We start from the raw sequence: 15,649 nt of genomic DNA, 5'->3' as shown, positions 1-15,649 counted from the left end.
ACCGCTGCAAATATCAAACGTCCGATACCGGCGGGTTTCGATCCGCCCGACATGAAAAGTGAGTGAAACATGAGCAGCAGCGGCATGAAACTGGTGGTGGTCGGCGCGGCGGGCCGCATGGGACAGGCACTGATCCGCCTCATTCACCAGACACCAGGCGTCCAGCTGCATGCCGCCGTCGCGCGCGAAGGCTCGGCCTTTGTCGGCCGCGATGCCGGCGAGATTGCCGGTCTCGGCCCGATCGGCGTCGAAATCACCAGCGATCCGTTACAAGCCTTCCTCCATGCCGAAGGGGTGATCGACTTCACCTCACCGGCAACCAGTGTCACCTTCGCGGGCCTCGCCGCGCAGGCGCGCATCGTGCATGTCATCGGCACCACGGGCTGCTCCCCCGAAGACGAGGAAAAATTCAAGGCGGCGTCGCGCCATGCCCGCATCGTCAAGTCGGGCAATATGAGCCTCGGTGTCAACCTGCTCAGCGTTTTGACCCAGCAGGCGGCGCAGGCACTGGATGCGCAGAACTGGGATATCGAAATTCTGGAAATGCACCACAAGCACAAGGTGGATGCGCCGTCAGGTACAGCACTTCTGCTTGGCGAAGCGGCGGCGGCCGGCCGCAGGGTCGATCTCACCACCTCTTCGGTGCGCGTACGCGACGGACATACGGGTGCACGCGAGACCGGCACCATTGGTTTCGCCACGCTGCGCGGCGGTTCGGTGATCGGTGAACATTCGGTGATCTTTGCCGGCGAGGGTGAGCGCGTCGAGCTTTCCCACTATGCCGGTGACCGCTCCATTTTCGCACGCGGTGCGATTACGGCGGCTGTCTGGGCCTTCGACAAGAAGCCGGGCTTCTATTCCATGCTGGATGTGCTCGGTCTTTCGCAGGCGGAATAAGCCCGTACCCTAATTTTCCACCGTGAATTCGACGGTATCGGCCGAAAATCGGCTGACGGCATATTGCACCGGCACGCCATCCATATCGGCATTCAGCGCTTGGGTGACGAGCAGGATGGCACCCGGCGATAATTCGAGATCGGCGAGATCCTGCGTATCGGCGTGGCTGGCTGAAATGACGGTCGAGATGCGCACGTAGTCCGCCACACCGAGCACCTTGAAAGCGGCCGTGATCGAGCCGCTTTTCTGATAGGCCTCGCCTATTCCGGCAAAACGATCCGCCGGAAACCATGTGGTCGAACGGGACACCGGCCGGGTGTCGGCCTTGCGCAGGGTCTCCAGACGCACGAGCGGAGCGCCGGTCTGGAGTTGCAGCCGCGCTGCCAGATCGGCAGTTGCAGGCTCGGTCGTGTGGGAAAGAAGCAGCGCCTCCATTTCCTTCACCTGATCGCCGATGCCTGCCGTGAACCGTGTGCGCAGTGAAATCGGGAAACTCAGCCGTTCCTTGCGGGCAATCATCGTGCCGCGCCCCTGCATCGGCTCAAGAATACCTTCGCTCGCCAGTGCGGCAATGGCGCTTCTGACGGTATGGCGGTTGACGCCGAATTTTTCCGCCAGCGTCATCTCAGGCGGCAACATGCCGGTTTCATCGTGATCACCAGCCGCAATCTCGCCTCGAATCCGGTCGGCGATCTGCCGCCAGAGTGCGACACCGTTCTTTCTTTTCATTGCTGCTGCAGGGCTCATGTCACACGCTTGTCATTCATCGACGTTAATTGTAGCTTATATTGTATAGTTGTCTATATCAATAGACATTAGAGGTCAAGCGATGAATAACGAAGCTGCGAATATACTTAGCGAAAGGAAGCGGGTGGCGGCACTTCTTGCCCGCGCTACCGTCCAGGAACTTGAGGCGGTCTGGAACCGGCAGGACGCCAGCCCGCAGACGGAAAATGTGCGCGGGCCGGAAACCGGCCTCGTCATGGTCAAGGGCCGTATCGGCGGCGGCGGCGCGCCTTTCAACCTCGGTGAAACCACCGTTACCCGCGCGACGATCAAGCTTGCTTCCGGCACTGTCGGCCATGCGCATGTTCTCGGCACCGGCCGCAAGAAAGCCTGGTACGCAGCCGTTTTCGATGCGCTCTGGCAGGAAAATCCGACCCGTAACTTCATTGAAACCGAGCTTCTCTCACCGGTCGAAAAAAGACTGACCGAGGAAAAGCATCGGAAAACGAAAGAGACCGCCGCCACGCGGGTCGATTTCTTCACCATGGTTCGAGGAGAAGACTAATGGGTGTCAAAGCCGAAGCATTGACGGGCGGCTTTTCCGACGCCGTCTTCGATTCCCAACGGGTTTTTAAAAAGCTGATGGACGGCATGGCCCGTCCGGGCACACCGCAGACGATCGAAACCGCAGTCGCCCCGCCGGCACCGCTTGCCACGGCAACGGGTGCGGTTCTGCTGGCGCTTTGCGACCACGACACGCCCGTCTGGCTAAGCAGCACGTTGCGGAAAACCGCCGTGCCGGGTTGGGTTGGGTTTCACACTGGCGCGATTGCGACGGAAGAAAAGGGTGCTGCGCAGTTCGCCGTCATCGAGGCAGGCAGCACCATTGCCTCCTTCGGCCTCTTCGCTCAGGGAAGCCAGGAATATCCCGACCGTTCGACGACGGTCATCATCGAATTGCCCGATCTTGATGGCGGACAGGAATTGTCCCTGTCCGGCCCCGGCATCCGCCACATCAATATCATCAGCCCTTCCGGCCTGCCGGAGATATTCCCGCGGCTCTGGGCGGAGAACAACGCCATTTTCCCGCGCGGCGTCGATGTCATTTTGACCTGCGCCGACAAATTCGTCTGCCTGCCGCGCACGACGCGCATTAAATCCGTGGAGGCATAAGATGTATGTTGCTGTCAAAGGCGGGGAAACCGCCATCGCCAACGCCCACCGGCTTCTGGCAGACAAGCGGCGCGGCGACCGCGACCTGCCGGCGATGACGGTTGCGCAGATCGTTTCGCAGCTTTCACTCGCCGTCGACCGTGTCATGGCGGAAGCCTCACTTTATGATCAGTCGCTTGCAGCCCTTGCCGTCAAGCAGGCGCGCGGCGACATGATCGAGGCCATCTTCCTGCTGCGCGCCTACCGCACCACGTTGCCGCGCTTCGGCTATTCTCTGCCGGTCAATACCGCTGACATGACGGTGCAGCGACGCGTTTCGGCAACCTACAAGGACTTGCCGGGCGGGCAATTGCTGGGACCGACCTTCGATTATACCCATCGCCTGCTCGACCCTTCGCTGCTCGAAAACGAGGTTGTCGAAACCGCTGCCATTCGTGAAGGCGAACCGGATTATGTCATGCGGGTTTCCGACATTCTCGCCGAAGAAGGGCTGATCGAAAGCGATGGCGACATGCCTGACGATCATATTGCCGGCGATCTGACGCGCGAGCCGATGGAGTTTCCGATGCCACGCGACCTGCGCCTGCAATCGCTGGCGCGCGGCGACGAGGGCTTCCTTCTCGCACTCGCCTATTCGACGCAGCGCGGTTACGGCCGCACGCATCCTTTCGTCGGGGAAATTCGCATCGGAGATGTGGAAGTGGAACTGGAGGTTCCCGAACTCGGCTTTGCCGTCTCGCTTGGCGACATCCAGGTTACCGAATGCCAGATGGTCAACCAGTTCAAGGGTTCGGCCAAGGCGCCGCCGCAGTTCACCCGCGGTTACGGGCTCGTGTTCGGCCAGAGCGAACGCAAGGCAATGGCCATGTCGCTGGTCGACAGGGCACTGCGGGCGGGCGAGTTCGGCGAAGATGTCGTTGCGCCGGCGCAGGATGAGGAATTCGTCATCTCACACGCCGACAATGTACAGGCGACGGGTTTCGTCGAACACCTGAAACTGCCGCATTACGTGGATTTCCAGGCCGAACTCGGTCTGGTCAGGAAAATGCGCGCCGATTTCGAGGCGATCAACGCTGATGGCGCGGAATGGATGGGCGATGCGGCCGAATAGCTCAGCGGCTGTGCTGCTCACCAAACCAGTAAGCGCAAAAGACGGTCGATGCTGCAAACACAGCAAAGAACACGGCTGCAAGAATTCCAATCTCCATGAGCTTGTACTCCTTTTTTCGCAAGGTTAACGCGCAATGCTTGAAGAAGTTTCATTTGACGACGGGCTGGCTGCCTACAACTTCGCCTATCTGGACGAACAGACCAAGCGGATGATCCGCCGGGCGATCCTGAAGGCCATCGCCATTCCCGGTTATCAGGTTCCCTTCGCTTCCCGTGAAATGCCCATGCCCTATGGCTGGGGCACCGGCGGCGTGCAGCTCACCGCTTCCATCGTCGGCCCCGACGATGTGCTGAAGGTGATCGACCAGGGTGCCGACGACACCACCAACGCGGTATCCATTCGTGCCTTTTTCCAGAAGGTGGCGAATGTCGCCGTCACCACCCGCACCAGGGATGCAACCATCATCCAGACGCGGCACCGCATTCCGGAAGAAGAACTGCATTCCGGACAGGTTCTGGTCTATCAGGTTCCCATTCCCGAACCCTTGCGCTTCCTTGAGCCACGCGAGACCGAAACCCGCGTCATGCACGCGCTGGAAGAATACGGCCTGATGCACGTCAAGCTCTACGAGGACATCGCCCGCAACGGCCGCATCTCCACCACCTATGCCTATCCGGTGAAGGTTGCCGGACGTTATGTGATGGACCCCTCGCCGACGCCGAAATTCGACAATCCGAAAATGAATATGTCGGACGCCCTGCAACTGTTCGGCGCCGGGCGCGAAAAGCGTATCTACGCCGTACCGCCCTATACCGACGTTGTCAGCCTCGATTTCGAAGACCATCCGTTTGAAATCCAGCGCTTCGACAAGCCCTGCGCACTGTGTGGCGCGGAGAATGTCTATCTGGACGAGGTGGTGCTTGATGATAAGGGCGGGCGGATGTTCGTCTGCTCCGATACCGACCATTGCGAGGACCGCCGCGCTCATGGCCACAAGGGCCATATGCTGGCGGATGTGAAGGAGGCAGCAGAATGAGCGACGCACCGCTTTTGAAAGTCCGGGACGTTTCCAAATATTACGGCGACCGCGCCGGTTGCCGCAACGTCTCCTTCGAGCTTTATCCGGGCGAGGTTCTGGCCATTGTCGGTGAATCCGGTTCCGGCAAGACCACGCTTCTCAACTGCATTTCCACCCGGCTGATGCCAACGGCGGGCAGCGTGGAATATCGCATGCGCGACGGTTCGGTACGTGACCTTTACCACATGGGTGAGGCCGAACGGCGTTTCCTGATGCGCACCGACTGGGGCTTCGTGCACCAGAACCCGGCGGACGGGCTGCGTATGGCGGTTTCGGCCGGCGCCAATGTCGGTGAGCGGCTGATGGCCGTGGGCAACCGGCATTACGGCAATATAAGGCAATCGGCCAGCGAATGGCTGGAGCGGGTGGAAATCGGCACCGACCGTATCGACGATCAGCCGCGCGCCTTCTCCGGCGGCATGCGCCAGCGCCTGCAGATCGCCCGCAATCTCGTCACCTCACCGCGCCTCGTCTTCATGGACGAACCGACGGGCGGCCTCGATGTCTCCGTGCAGGCGCGCCTGCTCGATCTGGTGCGCGGTCTCGTCAATGATCTTGGCCTTGCCGTCGTCGTCGTCACCCATGATCTGGCCGTGGCACGACTGCTGTCTCATCGCATGATGGTGATGAAGGGCGGCGACGTCATCGAGCATGGCCTCACCGACCGGGTGCTGGATGATCCGCGCGAGCCCTACACGCAATTGCTTGTTTCCTCCATTTTGCAGGTTTGACGCCATGGCGACGCCCCTTATCGTTTCGGAAGTCTTCAAAAGCTTCACCATGCATCTTCGCGACGGCATCGAGCTGCCCGTTGTCCGCGACGTCAATTTCTCCGTTTCGGGCGGCGAATGCGTCGTTCTCGGAGGCCCCTCGGGTATCGGCAAAAGCTCGATCCTGAAAATGCTCTATGGCAACTACGCCATCGACAGCGGGCAGATCCTCATCCGGCATGAGGATCAGGTCGTTGATATCGGCAATGCCTCGCCGCGCACGATCCTCGAAATTCGCCATCGCACCATCGGTTATGTCAGCCAGTTCCTGCGCACCGTGCCGCGTGTTCCGGCAATCGACGTCGTGGCCGAACCGCTCTTCGCGCGCAAAGTGGCCGCCGAGGAGGCGCGTGAGCAGGCAGCTATGCTGCTGTCGAAACTCAACCTGCCGCGCGAACTGTGGTCCCTGCCGCCGGCGACCTTTTCGGGCGGCGAGCAGCAGCGCGTCAACATAGCGCGCGGCTTCATCACCGATCATGCGATCCTGCTTCTCGATGAGCCGACCGCCTCGCTGGATGCCGCCAACCGGCGGGTGGTCGTCGAGATGATCATCGAGAAAAAAGCCAAAGGCACGGCGCTGCTGGGCATTTTCCACGACGAGGAAGTCCGCGAAGCCGTTGCCGACCGCATTCTCGACGTCTCGCAATTCTCTCCCCGGAAGGCAGCGGCATGAGTGTCAAGGTCGGTCTCGAACCCGTCATTCACGACACCGCCCGCGTCACCAATTCCTCGATCGGCCGCTATACCGAAATTTCGGAGCGCTGCCGCCTCGAGGAGGTTGAGATGGGCGACTACTCCTACGTCATGCAGGATGGCGCGATCTGGTGCGCCACCATCGGCAAATTCGTCAATATTGCCGCTTCCGTCCGCATCAATGCCACCAATCACCCGATGCAGCGGGCGACATTGCACCATTTCACCTATCGCGCCCGCAGCTACTGGGACGACGCCGAAGATGAAACGGATTTCTTTGCCGCACGCCGCGCCAAGCGGGTGGTGATCGGCCACGATGTCTGGATCGGCCATGGTGCGACCCTCCTGCCCGGCGTGACGGTGGGGAACGGTGCGGTGATCGGTGCTGGCGCAGTGGTATCGAAAGATGTCGCACCCTATACCATCGTCGGCGGCGTGCCCGCCCGGCTGATCCGCGAGCGTTTTTCAGCGGAGCTCGGCCGGCGAATGGATAATCTGAATTGGTGGGATTGGGACCATGCAAGGCTACGCGGTGCGCTCGATGATTTCCGCGCGCTCGCCGCCGAGGATTTCGTGGCGAAATATGGTGGATGAACTCCGCTCATGGCGAGGCAATTGCAGTCCCGGGACCATGTCCCGGGATTTCTGTTTGTCGCCTCCAGACATGCCCGGCGGGATTTCCTGCTCATGACTTGCCTGACGAAAGGTTTGTCGGCGAACCCCTGGGCGTCGTATCTGCGAATTCTGTAATATTTTCTTCATTAAACTGACACGCGCAGTTCATGGACCGCTGTTAGGTCGAACCCCGTCATAAGAAGATTGGACGGGGAAATGAGCTTTCACCTGAAGCAAGTCACGCGCCGTTTCGGCAACCACACCGCGGTCGATGCCGTAAATGTCGAGATACCGCAGGGTCAGATGGTCGGTGTGATCGGACGCTCCGGCGCCGGCAAATCGACGTTGCTGCGCATGATCAATCGCCTCGTCGATCCCTCTTCGGGTTCCATTCACTTCAACGACATGGAAGTTTCGTCGCTGAAGGGTGCGGCGCTGCGCAACTGGCAGCGCGATTGCGCCATGATTTTCCAGCAGTTCAATCTGGTGCCGCGTCTCGATGTGCTCACCAATGTCATGCTTGGCCGTCTCAACCACCGTTCGACGGCGCTCAGCCTGTTCAACATTTTCACCAATGATGAGCGCCTGATGGCGATCGCCGCCCTCGAGCGGCTCGGCATCGAACATGTGGCCATGCAGGCCGCTGGCACGCTTTCCGGCGGCCAGCAGCAGCGCGTCGCCATCGCCCGCGCCCTGATGCAGTCTCCGAAGATGGTTCTGGCCGATGAGCCGATCGCATCGCTCGACCCGCTCAATGCCAAGATCGTGATGGACGCGCTGCGCGACATCAACGAGCGCGAAGGCATCACCGTCATCACCAACCTGCACACGCTGGATACGGCGCGCAATTATTGCGAACGCATCATCGGCATGTCGCAGGGTCGTGTTGTCTTCGACGGAACGCCGGCGGAGCTGACCGCCGCGGCCGTCACGGAGATTTACGGGACCGATTCACAAGGGTCCGGCATCGACGAGACCATGACGTCGACCAGCATCAACATTCCCGGCGCGCAGCTTCCCGCACGGCCGATACAGCAATCTGCCGGTCCCGAACCGCTCGCTCTCGCCGGGCTCTGAGGAACCGCTCAGCATCGTTTGTGCCCGCGTCAAGGGCCGACATTTCACAACAAACTCCGGCTCGCCGGGAAACAGGAGAAAGTCCATGTTGAAGAAAATCCTTCTTTCGGCAGTCGCCCTTGGCGTTCTGGCCGGTTCCGCCATGGCTCAGGACGTCAAGGTCCTGCGTATCGGTCTCGACGGTTCTGAAAACGAAGCCGACCAGATCCGCAACACGAAGTGCGTTGCCGATGGCCTCAAGGCTGCGACCGGCGTTTCCGAAGTTCAGGTTTTCCCGTCGCCGGACTATAACGGCGTCATCCAGGGCCTGCTCGGCGGCACCATCGACATCGCTTCCATGGGCGCTTCCTCCTACGCCAAGATCGCTCTTGCCGATCCGAAGGCCGTCGATCCGATCCTGACCACCGCTGGCGCCGATGGTTCGACCGGCTATTACACGATCATGGTTGCCCGCAAGGACAGCGGTATCAAGACGCTGGCTGACGCCAAGGGCAAGAAGATCGGTTTTGCCGACCCTGACTCCACCTCCGGCTTCCTCGTCCCGAACGTGGCTATCCCCAAGGAAACCGGCGTTCCGGTGAAGGAATACTTCTCCGAAACCGGCTTTGGTGGCGGCCATGAGAACCTCGTTCTCGCCGTTCTCGACAAGAAGTTCGACGTTGGCACGACCTTCGGTTCGGGCGTTGGCAAGTGGGAAGAAGGCTACACGGCCGGCAACCTCTACCAGATGGTCAAGAAGGGCAACCTCGACATGGACGATATCGTCGAAGTCTGGAAGTCGCCGCTGATCCCGAACGGCCCGCTGATGGTTACCAACAAGCTCGGCGACGCCATGAAGCAGAAGGTCGAAGACTTCTTCATGGAACTGCCGAAGAAGGACCTCGCCTGCTTCCAGGGTTTCACCCAGGGCAAGAACACCGCCTACATCAAGGTCGACCCGTCCTTCTACCAGACGATCATCGACGCCCGTAAGTCCGTTATCGGCGGCTGATCCTGCGATCATACCCGGAAGCGGCGGTGCCTTGCGGCGCCGCCGCTTTTGCCAATAAAGGAAAAGCGGCATGACGACCACACTGCATCATGGCACCCTCTCCCCCAAGGGATTGAGCGCATCGTCCCAGACGGTGATGCGTCATTATCAACAGCAGCTTGCGACAAGACGGATTTATACCGTTATTTCGCTCGTGATCTTCCTCGTCATCCTCGCCGCCTCACTGAATTTTGCCAACGCGGCCAATTCAGGCAAATTCTTCGAGCGCCTGCCCTATTTCTTCGACTTCATGAAAACCTTCGTGCCGGACAGCCCGCTTGAAATTTTCCGGGCGATGTTCGACCTTCCGTCACCCTATGCGGACGGTTCGCTGAAATATAATTACGTCGCGGATCGTGTTTACATCACCGACGGCTTCTACATCCCGCACTTCATCTATCAGCTGATCATCACGCTCAACATCGCGCTGGTTTCGACAATCATCGGCACCAGCTTTGCCTTCGTGCTGTGCTTTTTTGCCTCCACCAATCTCGTCGGTGCCGGGATCGTGCGCTGGGTCGTGCGCCGGGTAATGGAAGTTTTGCGCGCCTTTCCGGAAATCGTCGTTGCCGGGTTGCTGACCGCCATTCTCTCAATCGGTCCGATTGCCGCGATCATCGCGATTTCGGTCCACACGATCGGCGCTCTGGGCAAGCTGTTCTTCGAAGTGGTGGAAAATGCCGACATGAAGCCGGATGAAGGCCTTCGCGCGTCCGGCGCAAACTGGCTGGAACGCGTTCGCTTCGCCATCGTGCCGCAGGTTCTGCCCAACTTCGTCTCCTACGCGCTGCTGCGCGCCGAAATCAACGTGCGCGCCTCGACCATCATCGGTGCTGTCGGTGGCGGCGGCATCGGCGAGGTGTTCCGGCTGTCGATCGGCAACGATCATGCTTCCAAGACCTATGCCATCATCATCCTGCTGCTGATCACCATCATCGCCGTCGACCAGTTTTCCAGCTGGCTGCGCCGCAGACTGATCGGCCATCAATCCTTCGAATTCGGACGGGGAGCAGCCTGATGTCCTCCAGCTTCATTCTCAACACTGCCGAGCGCGAAAGGCTGACCGCCGCGCATCCCGCGATTTTCAAACGCGGCTTCATGAAGCGTTACGGTCTGCTGATCGGTATTCTCGCCACCGTCGTCTATCTCATCAGCTGCTTTTTCTTCTTTAATGTCGGGCCGGCTTTCATGCAGGGCCGCTGGGATCGTGCCTCGAGCTATATTCAGGACTGGTATTCCTGGCGTGCCCAGCCGCGCCTGCGCTTCGAAGATGGCAAGGTGGCGCCGCAATGGTCGAGCCGGGGGCAATATCCGGTCGACTCAAAGATCGACTGGTTGCAGCCCTTGCCGGATGGCGGCTACAGCGTGATCTATGCTGGCATGGAAAACCGCCTCGACGTGACGCCGACCCGGGTGGACGTTTATGTCGACGGCAAGAACTATCCCGTCATCATCAACGGTGAGCAGGCGCGGGCGCCTGAGGGACTGCCGGAAGAAATCCAGCAGGACGGTAACAAGGTTCTCGTGCATTACGGTTTTGCCGGTCAGGCGGAAATCCGCACCAGCCAGGTCTATGTACAGCGCCGCTTCCTTGGATGGGCAAACTTCCTGTTTGACACCAGGTCGGAATTCTGGGGCAAAGGCTATGGCGAACTCGCGGCTCTGGCGCTGTGGGGAGAAAGGCTCGATCCCGAGCGCTCCAATCTCAGCCATATGGTGGATGATTTCCTCGACAACAGCGTCTGGCAACATGCCGATATTCTTTCCAAGCTGATGCAGACGCTGGTCATGGCCTTTGTTGGCACGTTGTTCGGCACGCTCGTTGCCCTGCCGCTCGCCTTCATCGCCGCCCGCAACATTACCGCCAACAGGGCTGCCAACTGGGGCATGAAGCGTCTGTTTGACTTCCTGCGTTCGATCGACATGCTGATCTGGGCGCTGTTCTTCACCCGCAGTTTCGGTCCCGGACCGATCCCCGGCATTGCCGCGATCTTCTTCACCGATACCGGAGCGCTCGGCAAGGTCTATGCCGAGGCGCTGGAGAATGTCGATGACAAGCAGCGCGAGGGCGTCAAATCGGTCGGTGCTTCCCCGATTGCCGTCAATCGTTTCGGCGTGCTTCCGCAGGTGCTGCCGGTCTTCATTTCCCAGTCGCTCTATTTCTGGGAAAGCAATACTCGCTCCGCCACGATCATCGGTGCTGTGGGTGCGGGCGGTATCGGCCTGAAGCTGCTGGAAGCGATGGGCACCAACGCCGACTGGGACAAGGTTGCCTATATGGTCCTGCTCATCCTCTTCGTCGTTTTCCTGTTCGACCATATCTCCAATTCACTGCGTTCGCGGCTGATTGGAAAAACGCAGCACTAGGCCATAAAAGATAAGGGGCGGGATGTATGCGAAGACCGTAGCGACTTCCCTATCCCGCCCTGCTAAACCCACGGGTCCAAAGACGGATTTTTATCCCTGACGCATTCGTCCTGATGTCCGGGCGCCCCCCCAAGGGGCATTCCGGGGCTTAACCGCATTTCGAATGTGCTTTTTTCCATCTGCATCATCATTCTGTCACGGAAAGCGATTACCTCGCACTCCTGACCTTGCGGGAAGCGGGCGAGTCACGCCAAATAGCTTCTCATCCCTGGTTTTCCATGACACTGAAGAGTGCTTACCGTGCGCTACGCCATCTATTTTTCTCCGGCTAAAGATCATCCGCTGACTGAAGCAGCGTCGCGCTGGCTTGGGCGCAATGCATTTTCCGGTACGCTGCATGATGACCATGACGCCTATGCGGACAAGACGGAAGAACCCCGCCGTTACGGTTTCCACGCGACCCTGAAGGCTCCCTTCGAGCTTGCGCAAAAATACAGCGAGGCCGAGCTTCTCGCCGCTGTCGAAGGTTTTGCCGCAAGCCAGCCTGCCTTCGATATTCCGCGTGTCGTCGTTGGCGCGCTCGGGCCGTTTTTCGCGCTGGTTCCGGACCGGACCTACCAGCCGCTGCAGGATTTTGCCGCCGAGATCGTCGACCATTTTGACCGGTTTCGCGCGCCTCTGTCGGAGACCGATATTGCCCGCCGGCGGCCACAGATGCTGACGGAAAGCCAGCGGCAAAATCTGTCGCTCTGGGGTTATCCGCATGTCATGGACGACTTCCGTTTTCACATGACGCTGACCGGTCGTATCGACGAAGACGACCAGCCCGCCATGCAGGAGGTGCTTTCGGCGCGGTTTGCCGAATTCGTCGACCAGCCTCTCACCATTTCCGGCCTCGCTTTGTTCATCGAAGAAACGCGCGGCGCGCCCTTTACCGTTCATCGCTGGCACCCGCTTGGCCAGCAGCCAAAGAAAGATGCGAACCCATGACCGAGCACGCCCTCTCCAATGCCCGTATCGTTTTAGAAGACGATATCATTCTGGGATCCGTTCTGATCCGCGACGGCAAGATTGCGGATATCAGCGAAGGCGCCTCCAAAACCGGAGAAGACCTCGAAGGCGACTTCCTGATCCCCGGTCTGGTAGAACTTCACACCGACCATCTGGAGCAGCACTATTCACCGCGCCCCGGCGTGATCTGGGACAAGATCGCCGCCATTCAGGCTCATGATGCACAGGTTGCCTCATCAGGCATCACCACCGTGTTCGATTGCCTGCGGCTCGGCTCGGATGAGGATGGCGGCTTCAAAAAGGGCGAAATGCGGGAAATGGCTGATGCCATCGAAGCAGCGGCGGATCAGAACCGTCTGCGCGCGGATCACCTGCTGCATCTGCGCTGTGAGGTCGCCTCCGCCGATGTGCTGGAACATTTCGAAGATTTCGAAACCGATCCGCGTGTGCGGCTGATTTCGCTGATGGACCACTCCCCGGGCCAGCGCCAGTTCCAGTCGATGGACCAGTACATCTTCTATTACCAGAAGAAGCGCGGGCTGAGCGACGAGGCTTTTGGCGAGTTCGTGCGCCGGCGGCAGGCCGCATCGGCCGAATATTCCGCCAAGCACCGGGATTATCTGGCCGCCAGCTGCGCCAAGCGCGGTATCACCGTCGCAAGCCATGATGACGCCACCGAAGCGCATGTGGGCGAAGCCATTGGCCACGGTGTTAAACTGGCGGAATTCCCCACCAGCGTCGAGGCTGCAAAAGCCTCGCATAGCGCTGGCATGAGTGTGTTGATGGGCGCTCCGAATATCGTTCGCGGCAAGTCCCATTCCGGCAACATCGCCGCCCGCGATCTTGCCGAGATCGGTGTGCTGGATGTTCTTTCTTCCGACTATGTGCCGTTCAGCCTGCTTTTCGCACCATTCCTGCTCGCCGATCAGGTGGAAGCCATCACCCTGCCGGAAGCGCTCCGTATGGTCACCGCCACACCAGCTCGCACCGTTGGTCTTCTTGACCGCGGCCGTATCGCCACGGGATTGCGGGCCGATCTGGTTCGGGTTCACCGCGAAGATGGCGTACCGGTCACCCGCTCGGTCTGGCGTCAGGGCAAGCGCGTGGCATGACCGGCAACGGAGAAGTCAGCCGGCGCGAGAAAACGCCCGGCACGATGATTGTGGTTGTCGGCCCGAGCGGGGCCGGCAAGGATACGCTGATGGACTATGCGGCAACGCAATTGTCCGGACGGCCCGGCTTCCACTTCACCCGCCGGGTGATTACCCGCAGTGGTGATGCGGGTGGCGAAAATCACGATGCCGTTTCGATGCAGGAGTTCAATCGGCTGCAGGATGAGGGCGCATTCGCCGTCTCCTGGCAGGCGCATGGGCTGAAATATGGTATTCCGGCTGCGGTCTACCGCCAGCTTGAGGCGGGAGACGTGGTCATCGCCAACGGTTCCCGCTCGGCCTTGCCTGAGTTCAGCTCCGCCTTTTCCCGTCTCAGGGTAGTGAACATTGTCGCCCGGCCGGAAGTGCTGGCGCGGCGGCTGGAACAGCGCGGACGGGAAAGCCGCGAGGATATTCTACGGCGGCTGGAACGCAGCTCGCTTGCGGTCGTCGGAGATTTTGACGTGACGACGGTGGATAATAGCGGCGCGATCGAAGATGCGGGCAAGACCATCATGCAGGTATTGGAACAAAGCGCCGGCCGCGACTGATCTTGATATCTGAGGCCCTGACCGCTCGACAAAAGGTCACGCAAAGCTTACCATCAGGCGACAAATTCCAAACATGGTACGCCAAGGCGAGGGATGCCCGAAAAGAGGGTCAGTGACGAGATAACTGTGGTGGCTGGTCTGGCCGCCGGCGTTAGCAATTATGCGCGGTCGCGGGGCATCGATATCGTCCCCATCTGCAAGGCTCTCAATATTGATCCCGTCACTTTCGACAGTCTGACGGAGCGCATAAGTCTCGACAGATTATGCCGATTGCTCGAAACCTGCGCCTTGATTTCCGGTGACGACGCTTTCGGGCTGCAATGCGCCTCCGCTTTTCCGGCCGGCGCATCCGGTGCATTTGGTTATGGTCTGATCAGCGCGCCGACGGTGCGGGCTTTCCTGAGGTTTCTTCAGGATCACGTTTATTACGCGACCAACAACAGCAATTTCACCATGGTCGCGGATACCACACATGTAACGCTTTCCTGGTCCTTCGCACCTGTTATCGCCAAGCGTGATCAATATGTGGATCTTTCCCTCACAGTGCTGATCCAGCGTCTTCGCGATATTCTGGGTGAGCGCATCAATCAGGTCGAAATCGGTCTGGAGCGACAGAAACCGAATAATATTCAGCTATTTAAAGAAAGAATGACCAAACGGATCAGCTTCTCACAGGCGATCCACACGATGCGTATTCCGGTATCGCTCCTCGACGTGGCCAATCCGAACGCAGATGAGCGGCTGTTCGAACTGATGAACCTGCAATGCCGGATGCTGCGACCGGAAACATCGGCGGACGCAACACATTTCATCGATCAGGTAAAACGGTATATGCAGATGCGGCTGTCGGATGCGGAGCTTTCGCTTGGCGAAATCGCACCCTACTTCAATCTTTCCGAGCGGAGTTTTCAGCGGCGGCTTGCCGAACTTGGCACCAATCTCAACGAGATAAAAGACGCCATACGCAAAAATGCCGGCTTCAAGCTTCTGGTGGAAAGCGACCTTTCGGTTTCCGACATAAGCTATCGCTTGGGCTATTCGACGCCCGGCGCGTTTTCGCGCTCCGTTTCCCGCTGGTTTGGGGCAACCCCGACGGATATTCGCAAGAAACACGCGCATCATTCCACCGGATAATACACATTTTCAGCACCAATATTTCGAAATTGCACATTAAAATTCAGATTTATGTCGGCTTTTCCGGCTCCTGTGCCGAAACATAACAATAAAAGCGCAAAACTTGGCGCGAGATGTTATTCTATCGGCGCAGTATATCGCCTATTAGAGCGCCGCGTGGCCCTTAGGGTTTGACGGAAAACATTCCAAAGCTTTGAATCTGCACATTGTTCTGATCCAGAACCGATTCCGGTTTTGCGAATGTCAGTGTGGCAGCACTCCCTGT

General features: G+C 59.3%; 17 protein-coding genes. 16 read left to right on the top strand and 1 reads right to left on the bottom strand.

The window, feature by feature from the left end; genetic code table 11:
- Positions 1-69 precede the first annotated feature (69 nt).
- Positions 70-897: a 4-hydroxy-tetrahydrodipicolinate reductase gene (gene dapB / locus PL640_RS00650; RefSeq protein WP_142840803.1), complete on the top strand. Its 828-nt coding sequence runs from the start codon at positions 70-72 to the stop codon at positions 895-897.
- 9 nt (positions 898-906) lie between these two features.
- On the opposite strand, the gene phnF is transcribed toward dapB, so the two are convergent.
- Positions 907-1,644, bottom strand: a complete 738-nt coding sequence (gene phnF, locus PL640_RS00645; RefSeq protein ID WP_271360517.1) for a phosphonate metabolism transcriptional regulator PhnF — start codon at positions 1,642-1,644, stop codon at positions 907-909.
- A gap of 82 nt (positions 1,645-1,726) precedes the next feature.
- Between phnF and phnG the strand changes: the two genes are divergently transcribed.
- From phnG to PL640_RS00570, 15 genes are all read left to right on the top strand, one after another.
- Entirely contained in the window at positions 1,727-2,188 is a 462-nt protein-coding gene (gene phnG, locus PL640_RS00640) for a phosphonate C-P lyase system protein PhnG (RefSeq protein ID WP_271360516.1), read from the top strand.
- Positions 2,188-2,796 carry a phosphonate C-P lyase system protein PhnH gene (phnH, locus tag PL640_RS00635; protein WP_174374071.1) on the top strand — a complete coding sequence of 203 codons (609 nt, stop codon included), beginning with the start codon at positions 2,188-2,190 and terminating at the stop codon, positions 2,794-2,796. The genes phnG and phnH overlap by 1 nt, the downstream gene beginning before the upstream one ends.
- Before the next feature lies 1 nt (position 2,797).
- Positions 2,798-3,907: a carbon-phosphorus lyase complex subunit PhnI gene (locus PL640_RS00630; protein WP_271360515.1), complete on the top strand. Its 1,110-nt coding sequence runs from the start codon at positions 2,798-2,800 to the stop codon at positions 3,905-3,907.
- A gap of 133 nt (positions 3,908-4,040) precedes the next feature.
- A complete protein-coding gene (locus PL640_RS00625; RefSeq protein WP_065114568.1) occupies positions 4,041-4,943 on the top strand; it encodes an alpha-D-ribose 1-methylphosphonate 5-phosphate C-P-lyase PhnJ in 903 nt (300 codons plus the stop codon).
- The gene (phnK, locus tag PL640_RS00620) at positions 4,940-5,716 is read left to right on the top strand and encodes a phosphonate C-P lyase system protein PhnK (protein WP_003524419.1); all 777 of its coding nucleotides are present in this window, start codon (positions 4,940-4,942) and stop codon (positions 5,714-5,716) included. Before PL640_RS00625 ends, phnK begins: the two co-directional genes overlap by 4 nt.
- Positions 5,717-5,720: 4 nt before the next feature.
- The gene (gene phnL / locus PL640_RS00615; protein WP_271360514.1) at positions 5,721-6,428 is read left to right on the top strand and encodes a phosphonate C-P lyase system protein PhnL; all 708 of its coding nucleotides are present in this window, start codon (positions 5,721-5,723) and stop codon (positions 6,426-6,428) included.
- Positions 6,425-7,042, top strand: a complete 618-nt coding sequence (locus PL640_RS00610; protein ID WP_142840797.1) for a transferase hexapeptide repeat family protein — start codon at positions 6,425-6,427, stop codon at positions 7,040-7,042. Before phnL ends, PL640_RS00610 begins: the two co-directional genes overlap by 4 nt.
- 237 nt (positions 7,043-7,279) lie before the next feature.
- Positions 7,280-8,140, top strand: coding sequence for a phosphonate ABC transporter ATP-binding protein (phnC, locus tag PL640_RS00605; RefSeq protein ID WP_142840796.1), 861 nt, complete (start codon positions 7,280-7,282; stop codon positions 8,138-8,140).
- An 85-nt stretch (positions 8,141-8,225) separates the two neighbouring features.
- Positions 8,226-9,131 (top strand): phosphonate ABC transporter substrate-binding protein, encoded by a 906-nt coding sequence (gene phnD, locus PL640_RS00600; RefSeq protein WP_142840795.1) that lies wholly within the window; start codon positions 8,226-8,228, stop codon positions 9,129-9,131.
- 70 nt (positions 9,132-9,201) lie between these two features.
- Positions 9,202-10,188, top strand: a complete 987-nt coding sequence (gene phnE, locus PL640_RS00595; RefSeq protein ID WP_271360513.1) for a phosphonate ABC transporter, permease protein PhnE — start codon at positions 9,202-9,204, stop codon at positions 10,186-10,188.
- Positions 10,188-11,537, top strand: a complete 1,350-nt coding sequence (phnE, locus tag PL640_RS00590) for a phosphonate ABC transporter, permease protein PhnE (RefSeq protein WP_271360512.1) — start codon at positions 10,188-10,190, stop codon at positions 11,535-11,537. Before phnE (PL640_RS00595) ends, phnE (PL640_RS00590) begins: the two co-directional genes overlap by 1 nt.
- Before the next feature lie 291 nt (positions 11,538-11,828).
- Complete coding sequence (locus PL640_RS00585) at positions 11,829-12,527, top strand: DUF1045 domain-containing protein (protein ID WP_271360511.1); 699 nt, start codon at positions 11,829-11,831, stop codon at positions 12,525-12,527.
- A complete protein-coding gene (locus PL640_RS00580; protein ID WP_271360510.1) occupies positions 12,524-13,660 on the top strand; it encodes an alpha-D-ribose 1-methylphosphonate 5-triphosphate diphosphatase in 1,137 nt (378 codons plus the stop codon). Before PL640_RS00585 ends, PL640_RS00580 begins: the two co-directional genes overlap by 4 nt.
- Complete coding sequence (gene phnN / locus PL640_RS00575) at positions 13,657-14,250, top strand: phosphonate metabolism protein/1,5-bisphosphokinase (PRPP-forming) PhnN (protein ID WP_269700443.1); 594 nt, start codon at positions 13,657-13,659, stop codon at positions 14,248-14,250. Before PL640_RS00580 ends, phnN begins: the two co-directional genes overlap by 4 nt.
- 93 nt (positions 14,251-14,343) lie before the next feature.
- Positions 14,344-15,384 carry a helix-turn-helix domain-containing protein gene (locus PL640_RS00570; RefSeq protein ID WP_271360509.1) on the top strand — a complete coding sequence of 347 codons (1,041 nt, stop codon included), beginning with the start codon at positions 14,344-14,346 and terminating at the stop codon, positions 15,382-15,384.
- Positions 15,385-15,649 lie beyond the last annotated feature (265 nt).

Source organism: Agrobacterium sp. ST15.16.024 (assembly GCF_027956545.1).
GTDB lineage: Bacteria > Pseudomonadota > Alphaproteobacteria > Rhizobiales > Rhizobiaceae > Agrobacterium > Agrobacterium cucumeris.
The sequence above is the reverse complement of the archived record's forward strand: the minus strand, read 5'-3'. Positions and strand labels throughout refer to the sequence as shown.